This is a genomic window from Kribbella sp. NPDC006257 (genome assembly GCF_040613535.1).
Lineage (GTDB): Bacteria > Actinomycetota > Actinomycetes > Propionibacteriales > Kribbellaceae > Kribbella.
Map to the genome: position 1 here is coordinate 132163 of NZ_JBEXSJ010000013.1, position 13652 is coordinate 145814.

At 67.9% G+C, this 13652-nt stretch carries 17 protein-coding genes; 9 read left to right on the forward strand and 8 right to left on the reverse strand.

All coding sequences use genetic code 11. From position 1 onward, the window contains the following. Window positions 1-138: 138 nt before the first annotated feature. The 4 genes from ABZ004_RS18175 to ABZ004_RS18190 are packed head-to-tail and all read right to left on the reverse strand — an operon-like array spanning window position 139 to window position 3551. The gene (locus ABZ004_RS18175; RefSeq protein WP_355681025.1) at window positions 139-855 is read right to left on the reverse strand and encodes an ABC transporter permease subunit; all 717 of its coding nucleotides are present in this window, start codon (window positions 853-855) and stop codon (window positions 139-141) included. Then, window positions 855-1769: an ABC transporter ATP-binding protein gene (locus tag ABZ004_RS18180; protein WP_355681026.1), complete on the reverse strand. Its 915-nt coding sequence runs from the start codon at window positions 1767-1769 to the stop codon at window positions 855-857. The genes ABZ004_RS18175 and ABZ004_RS18180 overlap by 1 nt, the downstream gene beginning before the upstream one ends. After that, window positions 1766-2659, reverse strand: coding sequence for an ABC transporter permease (locus ABZ004_RS18185; protein ID WP_355681027.1), 894 nt, complete (start codon window positions 2657-2659; stop codon window positions 1766-1768). The genes ABZ004_RS18180 and ABZ004_RS18185 overlap by 4 nt, the downstream gene beginning before the upstream one ends. Continuing rightward, on the reverse strand, window positions 2652-3551 hold the full coding sequence (locus tag ABZ004_RS18190; protein ID WP_355681028.1) for an ABC transporter ATP-binding protein: 900 nt from the start codon (window positions 3549-3551) through the stop codon (window positions 2652-2654). The genes ABZ004_RS18185 and ABZ004_RS18190 overlap by 8 nt, the downstream gene beginning before the upstream one ends. A 120-nt stretch (window positions 3552-3671) precedes the next feature. Here ABZ004_RS18190 and ABZ004_RS18195 point away from each other — a divergent pair, with 120 nt between their 5' ends. Genes ABZ004_RS18195 through ABZ004_RS18205 form a run of 3 tightly spaced genes read left to right on the forward strand, consistent with a single transcriptional unit; the run spans window position 3672 to window position 6379 of the window. After that, on the forward strand, window positions 3672-4562 hold the full coding sequence (locus ABZ004_RS18195; RefSeq protein WP_355681029.1) for a GNAT family N-acetyltransferase: 891 nt from the start codon (window positions 3672-3674) through the stop codon (window positions 4560-4562). Further along, window positions 4559-5443, forward strand: a complete 885-nt coding sequence (locus ABZ004_RS18200) for a GNAT family N-acetyltransferase (RefSeq protein ID WP_355681030.1) — start codon at window positions 4559-4561, stop codon at window positions 5441-5443. Before ABZ004_RS18195 ends, ABZ004_RS18200 begins: the two co-directional genes overlap by 4 nt. A 48-nt stretch (window positions 5444-5491) precedes the next feature. Then, the gene (locus ABZ004_RS18205; RefSeq protein WP_355681031.1) at window positions 5492-6379 is read left to right on the forward strand and encodes a GNAT family N-acetyltransferase; all 888 of its coding nucleotides are present in this window, start codon (window positions 5492-5494) and stop codon (window positions 6377-6379) included. Here the strand turns inward: ABZ004_RS18205 and ABZ004_RS18210 are convergent. Then, on the reverse strand, window positions 6376-6831 hold the full coding sequence (locus ABZ004_RS18210; protein WP_355681032.1) for a MaoC family dehydratase: 456 nt from the start codon (window positions 6829-6831) through the stop codon (window positions 6376-6378). The two genes, ABZ004_RS18205 and ABZ004_RS18210, sit on opposite strands and share 4 nt — an antisense overlap. Window positions 6832-6840: 9 nt before the next feature. Next, complete coding sequence (locus tag ABZ004_RS18215) at window positions 6841-7599, reverse strand: SDR family oxidoreductase (RefSeq protein WP_355681033.1); 759 nt, start codon at window positions 7597-7599, stop codon at window positions 6841-6843. Between the two features lie 96 nt (window positions 7600-7695). Here ABZ004_RS18215 and ABZ004_RS18220 point away from each other — a divergent pair, with 96 nt between their 5' ends. The 4 genes from ABZ004_RS18220 to ABZ004_RS18235 are packed head-to-tail and all read left to right on the forward strand — an operon-like array spanning window position 7696 to window position 9433. Next, window positions 7696-8142, forward strand: a complete 447-nt coding sequence (locus tag ABZ004_RS18220; protein ID WP_355681034.1) for a thioesterase family protein — start codon at window positions 7696-7698, stop codon at window positions 8140-8142. Beyond that, the gene (locus ABZ004_RS18225) at window positions 8139-8546 is read left to right on the forward strand and encodes a thioesterase family protein (RefSeq protein ID WP_355681035.1); all 408 of its coding nucleotides are present in this window, start codon (window positions 8139-8141) and stop codon (window positions 8544-8546) included. The genes ABZ004_RS18220 and ABZ004_RS18225 overlap by 4 nt, the downstream gene beginning before the upstream one ends. A gap of 13 nt (window positions 8547-8559) precedes the next feature. Then, entirely contained in the window at window positions 8560-8979 is a 420-nt protein-coding gene (locus ABZ004_RS18230) for a globin (protein ID WP_355681036.1), read from the forward strand. Between the two features lie 22 nt (window positions 8980-9001). Further along, complete coding sequence (locus ABZ004_RS18235) at window positions 9002-9433, forward strand: OsmC family protein (RefSeq protein ID WP_355681037.1); 432 nt, start codon at window positions 9002-9004, stop codon at window positions 9431-9433. 43 nt (window positions 9434-9476) lie between these two features. Here ABZ004_RS18235 and ABZ004_RS18240 read toward each other — a convergent pair whose 3' ends face one another. After that, the gene (locus tag ABZ004_RS18240; protein ID WP_355681038.1) at window positions 9477-10907 is read right to left on the reverse strand and encodes an MFS transporter; all 1431 of its coding nucleotides are present in this window, start codon (window positions 10905-10907) and stop codon (window positions 9477-9479) included. A 212-nt stretch (window positions 10908-11119) separates the two neighbouring features. Between ABZ004_RS18240 and ABZ004_RS18245 the strand changes: the two genes are divergently transcribed. Together ABZ004_RS18245 and ABZ004_RS18250 are read left to right on the forward strand one after the other, a co-directional pair. Continuing rightward, a complete protein-coding gene (locus ABZ004_RS18245) occupies window positions 11120-11719 on the forward strand; it encodes a dihydrofolate reductase family protein (protein ID WP_355681039.1) in 600 nt (199 codons plus the stop codon). Further along, window positions 11716-12408: an aspartate/glutamate racemase family protein gene (locus ABZ004_RS18250; RefSeq protein ID WP_355681040.1), complete on the forward strand. Its 693-nt coding sequence runs from the start codon at window positions 11716-11718 to the stop codon at window positions 12406-12408. The genes ABZ004_RS18245 and ABZ004_RS18250 overlap by 4 nt, the downstream gene beginning before the upstream one ends. Here ABZ004_RS18250 and ABZ004_RS18255 read toward each other — a convergent pair. Then, on the reverse strand, window positions 12405-13613 hold the full coding sequence (locus ABZ004_RS18255) for an ROK family transcriptional regulator (RefSeq protein WP_355681041.1): 1209 nt from the start codon (window positions 13611-13613) through the stop codon (window positions 12405-12407). The genes ABZ004_RS18250 and ABZ004_RS18255 overlap by 4 nt on opposite strands. Window positions 13614-13652 lie beyond the last annotated feature (39 nt).

Consider the following 13652-nt stretch of genomic DNA (forward strand, 5'->3'; position numbering starts at 1 on the left):
CGCCCCTATCGCATCCTGGCCAACCCGAGATGATCCGGGAGCACCTACCGTCTCGACTCGCCGAACCACCCGCGTCCTACCGGCTCGACTGACCGATGCCGGGTGGTTGAGGAATTCCTCCGCGGTGCTGGCTGTGGATTACTCCGCGGAGGAGAGGGTTAGGGAGCGGAGGCGGGTGGTGGCTAGGACTAGGCCTGCTGCGGTGACTGCGACCAGGAGGAAGGCGCCGATGGGGAGTTTGACGGCCGGGTCCAGGTGGGGGGCATCGGAGAGTTTGTGGATGAGGGAGAGGGTCCATTGCTGGACCGAGAGGGCTCGGGCGCCGGCGACGTACTGGCCCATGACGCTTTCCCAGAGCAGGGCGTAGAAGAGGCCGATGGTGACGGCGTTGCCGGAGATGACCGACAGGGCGATGAAGATCGCGGTGTAGGCGATGCCGGCGACCAGGGTGCCGAGGCCGAAGGCGAGCGCCGTACCGGGGTCTGAGTGGTCCAGGATCAGGCCGCTGAGGACCATCGGGACCGCGGCCAGGACGAAGATGACGCCGATCGCGACGGCGGCCTTGGTGAGGATGATCGCGGAGCGCTTGATCGGCTTGCTCAGCAGGTACACGATCGAGCCGTCGTCGATCTCGGTCGCGATCGCGCCGGTGGCGGCGATCAGCGAGACCAGCGGCACGATCACCGCGAGCCCGAACTGCAGGAGCAGCGCGGCACTGAAGTCCGCGGTGCCGTCGACCGTCAGCGCCAGCAGCACGCAGAGCCCGAGCAGCACGCCCGGCAGGATGAACAGCAGCAGCCCGCGCCGATGACCGAACAACGTGGAGAACGTCAAAGCAGCGATCGTGCGGACCATCAGCGCCTCCCGACGAGATAGGAGAAGACGCTCTCGAGCGACTCGTCGGTCGGCGCCACCTCGAGCAGCCGGATACCGAGCTCTCGGGCCAGCCCGGGCACCAGCCGGCTGAAGCGTTCGAAGTCGATCACCTGCACCTGCAGAGCGGTGCCGTCGAGATCGAGACCCGACGTACACGGGTCGCCGATCAGTGCCGACGCGAGCCGGCGGTTGTCGCTGGAGCGCAGCCGGTAGAGCACCGGCCGGTCCGTCATCAGCGTGCGGATCGCGCGGTAGTCGCCGGAGGCCGCGTGCCGCCCGGAGACCACCACCTCGATCTGCGTCGCGACCTGCTGCACTTCCTCCAGGATGTGCGAGCTGAACAGCACCGTCCGCCCGTCCGCGCCCATCTTGCGGAGCAGCTCCATCAGGTGCAGCCGCTGCCGCGGATCCATCCCGTTGAAGGGTTCGTCGAGGAGCAGCACCGACGGCTCGTGGACGAGCGCCGCGGCCATCTTGATCCGCTGCTTCATCCCCTTCGAGTACGTCGAGATGCGTCGCCCGGCAGGCTCCTGCATCTCGACCAGCCCCAGCGCGGCCGACGTCGCCGCACCCGGATCGTCCAGCCCCTGCAGCGAAGCGTTGGCGAGCACGAACCGATACCCGGTCAACGTGTCGTAGGCAGCCTCGGTCTCCGGCACCAACCCGATGTGCCGATACGCACCTTCGTTGCGCCACACCGGCGTACCGTCCAGTGTCACCGCACCGACCGACGGCGGCAGGAAGCCCGCCATCATCGTGATCAGGGTGGACTTGCCCGCGCCGTTCGGTCCGAGTAGACCGGTGACGCCCGGCCCGATCGTCATCGACACGTCGTTGACCGCGACCACGTTCCCGTACCAGCGGGAGACCTTGTCGATCCGGATCACGCTCATCCGCGGGCCACCTTCGCGTACCGCCCGTTGACGCCCCAGACGAGCAGGCCGACGAGCACCACGTAGACCCCGGCGAACACCAGCCCCTGCACGGTCGTCGGCCGCCAGCCGCCACCGCTGTGCAGGATGAATCGCTGCAGCGTCTCCACCAATGAGAACGGCGAGGCGAGATTCGCATACCGCGCCGCGACGCTGGTCATGTTCCCGTCCCTGTCGAGGATCGCCGATGTCGTGACGACCGCCGTGAACGACACCATCAGTACGGCGATGATCGCGGCGACCGCGAATCCCCGCCTAGGCGTCGCGGCCGCGATCAATCCACCCAGCGCGGCCAGCAGGATCGACAGCAGGAACGCCGCGACGAGCCCCGCGAGGAACTCCTTGCTCATGTCAACGAAGTTGTACTTCGCCAGCAGCGCCCCGACGTACAGGATGAACAGCGGCAGGCCCATCAGCACCATCTGCGCGAGGACCAGCGCGACCAGCTTCGCGAACGCATAGTCCGTACGCCGGGGTGGGCGCGCCAGGTAGAGCACGATCGACCGGTAGCGCAGGTCGCGGGAGAACAACTGCGGTGCCTGGGATGCCAGGTAGAGCGCGATGACCGGTTGCAGCAGGAACAGGAAGTCGGCCGGGATCACCGCTGGCTTGTCGAACTGCATCGCGTTCTCGATGCCGACGATGATCGCGGTCGGGACGACCATCACCGCGAGCAGCAGGATCGGCATCACTTTGGACTTACCCGACCGGCCGAGGCCGTAGGCGTGCCGCAAGCTGCTCGCCGTCAGCGCGCGGGTGATCGCGAACCGGCCCAGCCGGGGACCGTCGTAGTGCCGGTAACCGATGTCGTGGATGACACCTGCCGCGGGCGGACGCAGCTGATCAGACACTGAAGACCTCTTCCAGCCGGTGCCGGTGCTGCTCGATCCGGACCAGGCCGAGCCCGAGCTCGGCGACGGTGTCGCGGACCACGTCGTACGTCTCCTCGCCGGTGATCTCCACCAGCACCAACGGGCCGTCCGGCCGGGCTCGCGCACCGGCCCGAGCCAACGCGGCGCCCAACCGATCGCGACCACTGAGATCCCGTACTTCGATCGCAAGTACTCCGGTCTCACCGGTCAGCGCGGCCTTCGACTCCGACCGCAACAGCCGGCCGCCGTCGAGTACGACGATGTGGTCGCAGACGTGCTCCAACTCGCCGAGCAGGTGCGAGGTGATCAGAACGGGGATGCCGAACTCGGTTCCGATCCGTCGGACCAGCGCGAGCATCTCGTCGCGGCCGGCCGGGTCCAGACCGTTGGTCGGTTCGTCCAGCAGAACAAGTTTGGGGTCGTGCGTGAGTGCCTGGGCGAGTTTGACCCGCTGCTTCATACCGGTCGAGTAGCCACCCATCGGGCGGTAGCGCGCCTCGTCGAGGCCGACATGCCGCAGTACGTCAGCGGCTCGTTCACGGGCGGCGGTCGCGGGCAGGCCGGACATCTGGCCGAGGTGCACGACGAACTCGGTCGCCGACACGTCGGGCGGCAGGCAGTCGTGTTCGGGCATGTAGCCGACGAGGGCTCGGACCGCCTCGCCGCCGGTGACCACGTCGTGTCCCAGCACGATGGCACTTCCGGCGGTCGGGGCGATCAGTCCGAGCAAGATCTTCAGCAGGGTCGACTTGCCGGCACCGTTGGCTCCGACCAGCCCGGTCACGCCGGACCCCACCTCGACAGTCAGCTCGTCCAGGGCCGTGACACGCGGATACCGCTTGGTCAACGCTGTGGTCGCGATCACGGGCACCGGCCAACCCTAATGCCCGGCAGGCTCTGGACAGAATCCCGTCTGTTGCGATCACGTCCCAACCTGCCCGATCGGGTTATTCCGTGGCGACCGGCAGGGCCGCTGGCTATCGTCGCGAGCATGCAGATCAGACCGGCCGTGGCCGGCGATGCCGAAGAGGTGGCCCGGCTGCGCCGGGAGACCTACAGCTACAAGGTGCTGTCGGCCGACGCGGCCCGGCACATGATCACGGTCCAGTCGCCGGGTGAACGGTTCCTCGCGCTGGTCGCCGAGTCCGAGGGCCGGCTGGTCGGCTGGGGATCGGCCGGGCTGAACGTCTGGACCAGCGAACCGGGTCAGGGAAACATCTCCATCTACGTGCATCCGGAGCAGCGACTGCAAGGGATCGGCGGGGCGTTGTCGGACCGCCTGCACGAACACCTGCAGGAGATCGGAGCGGTCCGGGTCAGCACGGCGACGCAACCTTCCGGTCTGGACTTCGCGAAACGACGTGGATACGACGGAACGCGGCAGCTGCATTTCTCCGGCATCGACCCGCGCGTGCTGCCCGACCTCCCGGCCACCCCGGAAGGCATCGAGCTCAAGCGGATCGACGAGCTGCAACCCGAGCAGGTCTACGCCGCCGATGCGATCTCATCTCTCGACGAACCGGGCGATTCGCCGTTGGACGCGGTCGGCTATCAGGAGTGGCTCGACGAGGTCTGGAACGCACCCGGCCGGAACCCCGAACTGGGAGTAGCCGCGATGGCCGGTGAAGAGGTGGCCGCCTTCACCGTGCTCTCGCGGGACGGCGACCGGGCGTGGACCGGGATGACGGGCAGCATTCCGGCGTACCGGGGTCGTGGTTTGGCGAAGCTGGTCAAGTCGGTGTGTCTACGCCGGGCCGCCGAGGCCGGGATCACCGGGGCGTTCACCGCCAACGACGACGAGAACGGTCCGATGCTTGCCATCAACAACTGGCTGGGCTACAAGCGGATCGCTACCGAACATGGATTGCTGAGGACGCTGTGAGACCTGGCCGGCCGTCCGACGCCGATGAGCTGTTGGCCCTCAACGGCCGCGTCTTTCCCTACCGGGTGACGGCGCCGGCCGATTTCCGCCGGGAGCTGGCGGAGCGGCTCGCCGAAGAGCGCAACGGCTCGTTCGCGATCGAGGATGCCGGCCGGCTGATCGGCTGGGGAGCGGCGATGCTGTCGACCTGGTCACCGCAGCCGGGGGAGTACCACGTCTCGATCGCGGTTCATCCGGACTACCGGCGACAGGGGATCGGTACGACGCTTGCCGAGGCAGTCGATGAGCACCTGGCCAAGCAGGAGGTCAGCCGGGTGCTCTCGAGTGCGACCGAGTCGGGGGTGGAATTCGCGCTCAAGCACGGATACCAGGGAACGGACGTGTTGCACTACGCGGGGTTGGATCCGCGCCGGGCGCCTGAGCCGCCGGCCGTTCCAACGGACATCGAGCTGACCAATCTGGCAGCTGTCGACATGGAGACGGCGTACGCGGCGTTCCTGGCGACGGTGGCTGACGTGCCGGGAGACCAGGATTTCAGTGACTTCCCTCTCGAGTCCTACAAGCGGGAGATCTGGGACTCGGCCGGGTTCGACAAGGAGCTCAGTACGGCGGCTGTTGCCGACGGCAAGGTCGTCTGCTTCACCAACGTGATCACTGCCGACGACCGGCTCTGGACCGACATGACCGGCACACTCACGCGGTACCGGGGTCAGGGTCTGGCGAAAGTGGTGAAGACACACGGGCTGCACGCTGCCGCGGCGGCGGGGATCACGATGGCCTACACGGTGAACCATGACGTGAACGCTCCGATGCTGGCGATCAACAACTGGCTCGGATACCGCCGGGTCGCGAGGCACACCGGTATGGTCCGGATGAGCTGAAACTAGTGCCGGGGTTATCTTCGGCAGAACTTCGCCGAAGGAGTTCCGATGCAGATCAGGCCTGCTGAGCTGGGTGACCTGGACAACGTCGTTGCCCTGCACGACGAGCTCGTCCCCTACCTCGTCCACACCGCGGCCGCCCTGCGCCATCGGCTGAGCGCCGACCCGACTCCCGGCAACGGCACGCTCGTCGCGTACTCCGATGACGGCCGGCTGGCCGGCTGGGCCAGTAGTTCGCTGATCGCCGGATCCGAGCCGCTCGACGGTGGGCTCCGGTTGATGGTCCATCCCGATCACCGCGGCCAGGGGATCGGGAGGCAGTTGCTGGAAGCAGCCCATGACGATCTCCGATCCGCCGGCGCGACCAGCGCCCGGGTGTTCGCCGATCCGGAGTCCGTGGACTGGGCCTCCCAATGGGGTTATCGGCAGACCCGTCAGGTGCACTACGCGCAGATCGAGCCGAAGGTGGCGCCCGCGCTGCCCGCGGCCCCGGACGACGCGACCCTGGTGCCACTGACCGAGCTGGAGCCGCAACTGGTCTACGAGGCGGACGTGATCGCCCAGCGCACCAAGCCGGGCGACGCGAAGATCACCACCCGCCCGTACGACGACTGGCTCGCCGACGTCTGGGAGTCGCCGGACCTGATGAAGGACCTCAGCGTCGCGCTGTACAACGGCGAGCGGGTGATCGGGTTCACCCAGAGCACCGGTGACCGGCAGCGGATCTGGTCGAAGATGACCGCGACCATGCCGGAGTACCGCGGGCAGGGGCTGGCGAAGCTGGTGAAGTGCGCCGCGCTGCATCGGGCCGCCGCGTCCGGCGTACGAGGTGCTTACACCGCGAACTACGACGGCAACGCGCCGATGCTCGCGGTCAACGACTGGCTCGGCTACCGGCGTACGGCGACCCACTCGGTCCTGATCTGCCCGCTCTAAGGCACCAGCAGTACTACGGTCTCGGCGACACAGGCCGGCTTGGTGGAGTTCTCCAGCTCGATCACCCACTGCAGAGACACCTGTACGCCGGCCGGCGTCTCCTGGGCGCCCGCGATCGACGCGCCCGCGCGGATCCGGGAACCGACCGGGACCGGAGCCGGGAAACGGACCTTGTTGACGCCGTAGTTCAGTTTCGCCGACACACCGGAGACGTCGAAGAGCTCCGCGCCGAAGCGCGCGATCAGGCTCAGTGTCAGATAACCGTGCGCGATCGTTCCGCCGTACGGGCCGTTGGCGGCGCGCTCGACGTCGACGTGGATCCACTGGTGGTCACCCGTCGCCTCGGCGAACTGGTCGACCTGCTCCTGGGTGATCTCGGTCCACTCGGTCTCGCCGAGCTGGGTCCCGACCGCTTGGACGACCTCGTCCACGCCGGTGAAGGTCTTCGGCATCATGGGCTCCTAGTTACGAGGTCCGCCGGCGACGTACAGCACCTGGCCGGAGACGAAGCCGGACTCCTCGCTGCAGAAGAACGACGCGGCGGCCGCGATGTCTTCGGGCTTGCCGGTCCGCTGCACCGGGATGCTGGCGGCGGTGGCCTTCTTGAACTCCTCGAAGTCGACGCCGACCCGGGCCGCGGTGGCCGCGGTCATGTCGGTCTCGATGAAGCCCGGCGCGATCGCGTTCGAGGTGACGCCGAACTTGCCCAGCTCGAAGGCCAGCGTCTTGGCCAGGCCCTGCAGGCCGGCCTTGGCGGCGGCGTAGTTGGACTGACCGCGGTTGCCGAGCGCCGAGGTGGAGGACAGGAACACGAGCCGGCCGTAGTTCGCCTCGACCATGTGCGCCTGGACCGCCTTCGACATCAGGAAGCTGCCGCGCAGGTGCACCGACATCACGGTGTCCCAGTCGTCCTCGGTCATCTTGAACAGCAGGTTGTCGCGCAGGACGCCGGCGTTGTTCACCAGGATCGTGGGCGCGCCGAGCTCGGCGACGACCCGCTCGACCGCGGCGGCGACCTGGTCGCTCTTGCTGACGTCGGCGCCGACCGCGAGTGCCTTACCGCCCGCGGCGGTGATCGCGTCGACCGTGCCGGCGCAGGCGGCCTCGTCGAGGTCCAGGACCGCGACCGCGTTGCCGTCGGCGGCGAGCCGCTGGGCCACGGCGGCACCGATTCCCCGGGCTGCCCCGGTCACGATCGCCACCCTTTGCTGCTCGCTCATCCGGCCTGCTCCTTCATCTGCTCGTGTCTGTGGTCCGGGATGCACACTACCGACGCCAGCTCAGCGCCGGTGTGGTCCGGATGGGATGATCGCCGTGTGGATGATCACAGCACTGATCAGGGCGGGTCCCACAACCGGCACGTCTATCACTGCCCGCTCCGCTGGGGTGACATGGACGCGCTCGGTCACGTGAACAACGGCCGGTACGTCGACTATCTGCAGGACGCCCGGGTGGATTTCCTGTTCCGGACCGCCAAGGAGCTCGGCGCGGACGACCTGGAGACGGGACTGCTGGTCGCCCGGCACGAGGTCCAGTACCGCGCTCCGCTGGTCTTCCGGCCCGAACCGGTCCGGATCGAGCTGTGGATCAGCGAGATCAAGGCGGCCTCGTTCGTGGTCGACTACGAGATCCTCGACGACGCGCCCCGGCGTACGTACGTCGAGGCGCGCACCCGGCTGGTGCCCTTCGACTTCGCCGCCAACCGGCTCCGCCGGATCACCCCGATCGAACGCGACGCCTTGTCGAAGCTGGTGGGCTCATGACCTTCACGCATCCGGTGCTGGTTCGGTGGTCCGACATCGACTCGTATGACCATGTGAACAACGTGCGGTACTTCGACTACTTCCAGGAAGCCCGGATCCTGTTCCTGAGCTCGGTCGTCGGCTCCGGGGCGGATTACTTCGCGGAGTACCCGTGTGTGCTGGTCAGTCAGACCGTGGATTATCTCCGGCCGATCCTGCTGCGGCATCCGCCGTACGACGTGGAGGTCTGGGTGGAGGCGGTCGGCAACACGTCGTACACGCTGGGCTCCCGCATTGTCGACGGTGACGACGTGTATGCCCGGGCGGTGTCGGTGATCGTCGCGGTGGACCGCGAGACGCAGGCCAAACGGCAGCTGAGTCCGGCCGAGCGGGAGTCCCTCATGCAGCACGTTTCGGCGACTTGAGACACTGTTCCCGATGACCGAATCGATGAGCTTCTACGACGCCGTCGGCGGGGCGGAGACCTTCCACCGGCTGGTGGCGGCGTTCTACCGCGGGGTCGCCGCCGACCCGGACCTGCGGGCGATGTACCCGGAGGAGGACCTCGGCCCGGCCGAGGAGCGCTTCCGGATGTTCCTCGAGCAGTACTGGGGCGGCCCCCGGACGTACTCCGAACAGCGCGGCCACCCCCGGCTGCGGATGCGGCACAACCCGTTCGCCGTCACTCCTACCCAGCGGGACCGCTGGCTGACGCACATGCGGGCGGCGCTGGACGAGCTCGCCCTGGAACCGGACCGGGACACCGAGATCTGGACCTACATGGTGATGGCCGCGCACAGCATGGTGAACACCGACGAACCGCAGTACCCCGGCGCGATCGACGTGTCCGGCAACTGACCTCTTAGGAGATTCAACGAGCATGGCTGCTACTCGCACCGCCAAGGCCCACTGGGAAGGTTCGCTGCTGGAGGGGGCCGGTCAGGTCAACCTCGAGTCCTCGAACCTGGGCTCCTTCGACGTGACCTGGGCCGCCCGGTCCAACGACAAGGCCGAGGGCAAGACCAGCCCCGAAGAGCTGATCGCTGCCGCGCACTCGACCTGCTTCTCGATGGCGCTCTCGCACGCGCTGGCCGGAGCGGGCAATGCGCCGGAGGCGATCGACACCACCGCCGACGTCACCTTCGTCCCCGGCGAGGGCATCACCGGCATCAAGCTGTCGGTGAACGGCAAGGTTCCCGGCCTGACCGCCGACCAGTTCGCCGAGTTCGCCGAAGAGGCCAAGAAGAACTGCCCGGTCTCCCAGGCCCTCACCGGCACCACCATCACCCTGGACGTCACCTTCACCGCCTGACGCTTGTGACGCAACGGCGCCGGACGTGTTCCGGCGCCGTTTCTCATTGCCCGGGTTCCGCGGGGGCCTGACGGGGCATCAGCGCTACCAGCGGGAGGGTGAGGGTGGTGACGGCGAGGATGACGATGAGGGTGGCCTTCAGGGCGTGGTCCGGGCCCGCGGGGGCGGCGTGAAAATACGTTGAGGTGATCGCGGCTGAGCCGATGGCTGAGGCCAGTTGCTGGATGGAGCTGAAGGAGCCGCTGGCGCTGCCGGCTTCCTCCGGGGTGGCTTCGCCGAGGGCGACGGTGGGGATCGTGGCGAAGCTGAGGCTGAGGCCGACGCCGATGACGAAGAAGGCCGGGGACAGTGTCCAGAGGCCGATGCTGGTCCCGAAGTGTTGGACGAGGGCCAGTACCCAGCCGCAACCGATGAGTTCGACGGCGAGGCCGACGAAGATGAGTGTGCGGCCGAGCTTGGCGACCAGGCCGCCCATGGCGGTGAATGCGGCGACGACGATTCCCAGCGTGAGCGGGAGCAGGCCGAGCGAGGCCTCCTTCGGGCTGACCTGCAGGCCTTCCTGCAGGAACAGTGACAGTACGAAGAGCAGGCCGGAGCCGGCAGCGACGGCGACCAGGCAGACGAGCAGGCCGGATGTGAAGCTCCGCTTCTTCAGCAGCGACGGCAGGATCAGCGGGTGGGTCGCGGTGCGCTGGCGGTAGGTGAAGGCCGCGAAGAACCCGACGCCGACGATGACCGCGACGACCGGTACGGCGCTCCAGCCGTTGGTCGAACCCTCGATCAGGCCGTACAGCAGCCCGAACATGGTCACGGCGAGCAGACCGGAACCCCAGCCGTCGACCACTGTGGACCGGTTACCGTCGTCCCGCGGCAGAATCCGGGCGGCCAGCATCAGCCCGACGCCGCCGAGGACGACGTTCAGCAGGAAGATCGGACGCCAGGACAGGCCGAACAGGTCGGCGCTGATGATGAATCCGGCCAGGACCGGGCCGCCGACACTGGACAGGCCGAGCACCGGGCCGAACAGCCCGAAGGCCTTGCCCAGCATGTCGCGGCTGAAGGCTCTCGTCATGATCGCCATGCCTTGGGGGATGAGCAGCGCCCCGAAGGCTCCCTGCGCAACCCGGGCGATGATCAGCAGCGTCGGGCCGGGCGCGAATCCGGCGACTGCCGACGTCAGGGTGAACCCGCCCATGCCGAGCAGGAAGAGTCTCCGCTGGCCGAACTTGTCCCCCAGCCGTCCGCCGATCACGAGCAGAACGCCCATCGCGAGCATGTACGCCGGCCCCAGCCACTTGATCAGACTCTCGCCGCCGTGAAGCTCGCCGGCGATGGTCGGGGCCGCGATGTTCGTGATCGTCGCATCGATCACGTCGAGAGCGTCGGCCAGGAGTACGAGCCCCAGGATCGCCCACATCGCGCGGCTGGTGATCCGGGTGGTGACCGCAGCCGGTGGTGTCGTCAAGGTAGTCACGAGGAAGATCCTTCTCGGTTCGTCGGCACGTCCCTGCTGGCCGGCCTCTCACCTTGACTACGAAACACTCCTGCACCGATCCGACAACACAGCCGGATTTCCTCTGATCTTCGTGACATCTGTCATCGGTGACTGTCCACAGCGAGATCTGCCGGTGGGCTCGGCCAGCTGCGATCGTGGAAGCCGGTCTCACGGTTGAGGAAGGCTGGACTATGGGCAAGGTAGTGGCGCAGGCGAACATGTCGCTCGACGGGTACGTCGCGAAGCAGGACAACACCATCGGCGGGTTGTTCGACTGGCTGCAGAACGGTGAGGTCGCGATGCCGACCCCGGCCGGCGACTTCACCGTCCGCCTCAGCCCGCCGAGCGCCGAACACCTGCAGCGATGGGTCTCCTCGCTGGGCGCGCTGGTCTGTGGCCGGACCCTGTTCGATGTGGCCGACGGTTGGCAGGGCCGGCATACCTTGGACGTCCCCGTTGTCGTGCTCACCCACCGCGTGCCGACGGACTGGATCGAGGCTCACCCCGATGCGCCGTTCTCCTTCGTGACCAACGGAGTGGAGGCCGCGATCGCACGAGCGCAAGAACTCGCCGGCGACCAGGTCGTGGCCGTCGCCGGTGGAACCATCGCGCGGCAGTGTCTGGAACTGGGGTTGCTCGACGAAGTGGCCGTCGACCTGGTGCCGGTGGTCATGGGCGAGGGGAACCGGCCCTTCTTCGGTGAACTCTCCCGAGAGTTCGTGCTCGGCAACCCGACGACCTGCATCCAGGGCGATCGGGTCACGCACCTGACATTCCCGGTTCCCAGGTGACGCCCACGGTCGGCGTACTGACGCCGCACTCCGCACCAGGACCGGAGGTGGAGCTTCCTGCCATGGCGTCTCTCGACGTGGTGGTCGAGCGCGTGCCGCGTGGTGGTGACACGGCCGCGGACCTTCGCGCGCTGGCGAGACCCTCCATGTTGGAGCCCGCCGTCACCGCACTTCGCGAGGCACGCGTCGACGTCATCGCCTATGCGTCGACGACGTCCGGCTACGCGATCGGGTACTCAGCCGAGGCGGATCTGATGCGTCGTCTGCGCGAACTGGCCGGCGTGCCGGTTGTGAGCAGTGGGCTCGCGGCGACGCAGGCGTTGAAGACGTTCGGCGTACGGCGTATTGCTCTGATCCACCCGCCGTGGTTCGAGGAGGAGATGGCCGATCTCGGCGCGAGGTACTTCGGCGATCAGGAAGTCGTCACGTCGACCGCGACATCGTTGCCCAAGGCCCCCGATCAGGTGAAGCCTGCTCAGGTGATCGACTTCGTCAGCGCTCAGGTGGACGACTCGACCGAGGCCATCTTCATCGCAGGCAACGGCTTCCGAGCTGCCGACACGATCGAGGAACTCGAACGCCGCACGGGCCAGTTGGTCCTAGAGGCAAACCAAGTACTCCTCTGGGCGCTACTGGCAGCAACCGGTTCACATCGCCAGATCAACGGCTACGGCAAGCTCTTCCGCTAGACGGTGGCGGCGGTCGGGGTGGCTGGAGTCAGGGACGCCAGCAGGCGGTCCTGGACTACTGCAGTGGCCGAGCTCAGGGCGCCGAGGAGGACCGCGTCGCCGGGCACGCCGGTGACTTCCAAGTGGGTGCCGAGCGGGGAACGGGCCGCCAGGGCCGCGCTGACCTCGTCCCGGAGTGCGGTGCCGCCGGCCTGGGAGACGTCGCCGGCCAGCACGATCAGCGGCGGGTCGATCAGTGTGATCACCGCCATCAGGCCGATGGCAACCCGGTCGGCCAGCTCCTTGAGAAACTCCTGGGCCCGCTCGTCGTCGAGCGCCGCGACCGCTGCCCGGACGACCTCCTGCGGTGTACGGCCGGTGAAGCCGTAGCGCTCACCGAGGTCGAGCACCGGCCCGCCGCCGACCAGATCCTGGAAGTCGCGCGCCTCGGTGCCGGCCGCCGACACCGGCATGTAGCCGAGTTCGCCCGCGCATCCGTGCGCCCCGCGCATCAGGATCCCGCCCTGGTCGATGGCGAACCCGGAGCCACCGGCGAGCCAGAGCACGGTGAACGCGTCCACGTCCGCGGCGACCCCGTGGGAGCGCTCGGCGATGGCGGCCAGGTTCACGTCGTTGTCGACCATCACCTCGGTCTCCAGCCGAGCCCGGATCTCGTTGACCAGCCCGGGCCGGTCCAGACCCGGCACATCGACGTACCGGATGTCGCCGGTGCGTGGATCGGGCGAGCCCGGTACGCCGAGTTGCACCTGGAGGAGCAGTTTGCGGTCGATCCGGGCCTTCTTGCAGAGCTCGGTGACGATGCCCGCGACGATGTCGACCGGGTCCGCATCGGCGAACGCGACGAAGCTCTCGACCGTCGCCCGCACCTCACCGGCCAGGTCCGCGATGATCGCCGACACCGACGGCTGGCCGACGTCGCCGGTCTCACCGACGTCGCGGATCGACAGCGCCGCGATGTACCCGGCGCCCGAGTTCGCGGCGTACATGGCGGCGTTGGGGCCGGGGCCGCCGCTGGAGTGCCCGACCACGATCGCCAGTCCGGCGTCCTCCAACCGGCGCAGCACCTCCGAGGCCGTCGGCTTCGACAGCCCGGTCAGATCGCGCAGGTCGGTCCGGGTCAGCGGACCCCGCTCGAACAGGTACGCCAGCGCGGCGGCCTCGTTCATCCCGCGCAGCAATCGCGCAGATCCCGCCGGTCGCGCCACCCCGAGTCCTCCTACCGTTCAGTTGACCAACGATATCCC

What these genes read in the sequence shown, in the direction of transcription:
- ABZ004_RS18175 (WP_355681025.1), bottom strand. Translation starts at nt 855, where the DNA reads ATGGTCCGCACGATCGCTGCTTTGACGTTCTCCACGTTGTTCGGTCAT.
- ABZ004_RS18180 (WP_355681026.1), bottom strand. Translation starts at nt 1,769, where the DNA reads ATGAGCGTGATCCGGATCGACAAGGTCTCCCGCTGGTACGGGAACGTG.
- ABZ004_RS18195 (WP_355681029.1), top strand. Translation starts at nt 3,672, where the DNA reads ATGCAGATCAGACCGGCCGTGGCCGGCGATGCCGAAGAGGTGGCCCGG.
- ABZ004_RS18205 (WP_355681031.1), top strand. Translation starts at nt 5,492, where the DNA reads ATGCAGATCAGGCCTGCTGAGCTGGGTGACCTGGACAACGTCGTTGCC.
- ABZ004_RS18210 (WP_355681032.1), bottom strand. Translation starts at nt 6,831, where the DNA reads ATGCCGAAGACCTTCACCGGCGTGGACGAGGTCGTCCAAGCGGTCGGG.
- ABZ004_RS18215 (WP_355681033.1), bottom strand. Translation starts at nt 7,599, where the DNA reads ATGAGCGAGCAGCAAAGGGTGGCGATCGTGACCGGGGCAGCCCGGGGA.
- ABZ004_RS18225 (WP_355681035.1), top strand. Translation starts at nt 8,139, where the DNA reads ATGACCTTCACGCATCCGGTGCTGGTTCGGTGGTCCGACATCGACTCG.
- ABZ004_RS18230 (WP_355681036.1), top strand. Translation starts at nt 8,560, where the DNA reads ATGACCGAATCGATGAGCTTCTACGACGCCGTCGGCGGGGCGGAGACC.
- ABZ004_RS18235 (WP_355681037.1), top strand. Translation starts at nt 9,002, where the DNA reads ATGGCTGCTACTCGCACCGCCAAGGCCCACTGGGAAGGTTCGCTGCTG.
- ABZ004_RS18245 (WP_355681039.1), top strand. Translation starts at nt 11,120, where the DNA reads ATGGGCAAGGTAGTGGCGCAGGCGAACATGTCGCTCGACGGGTACGTC.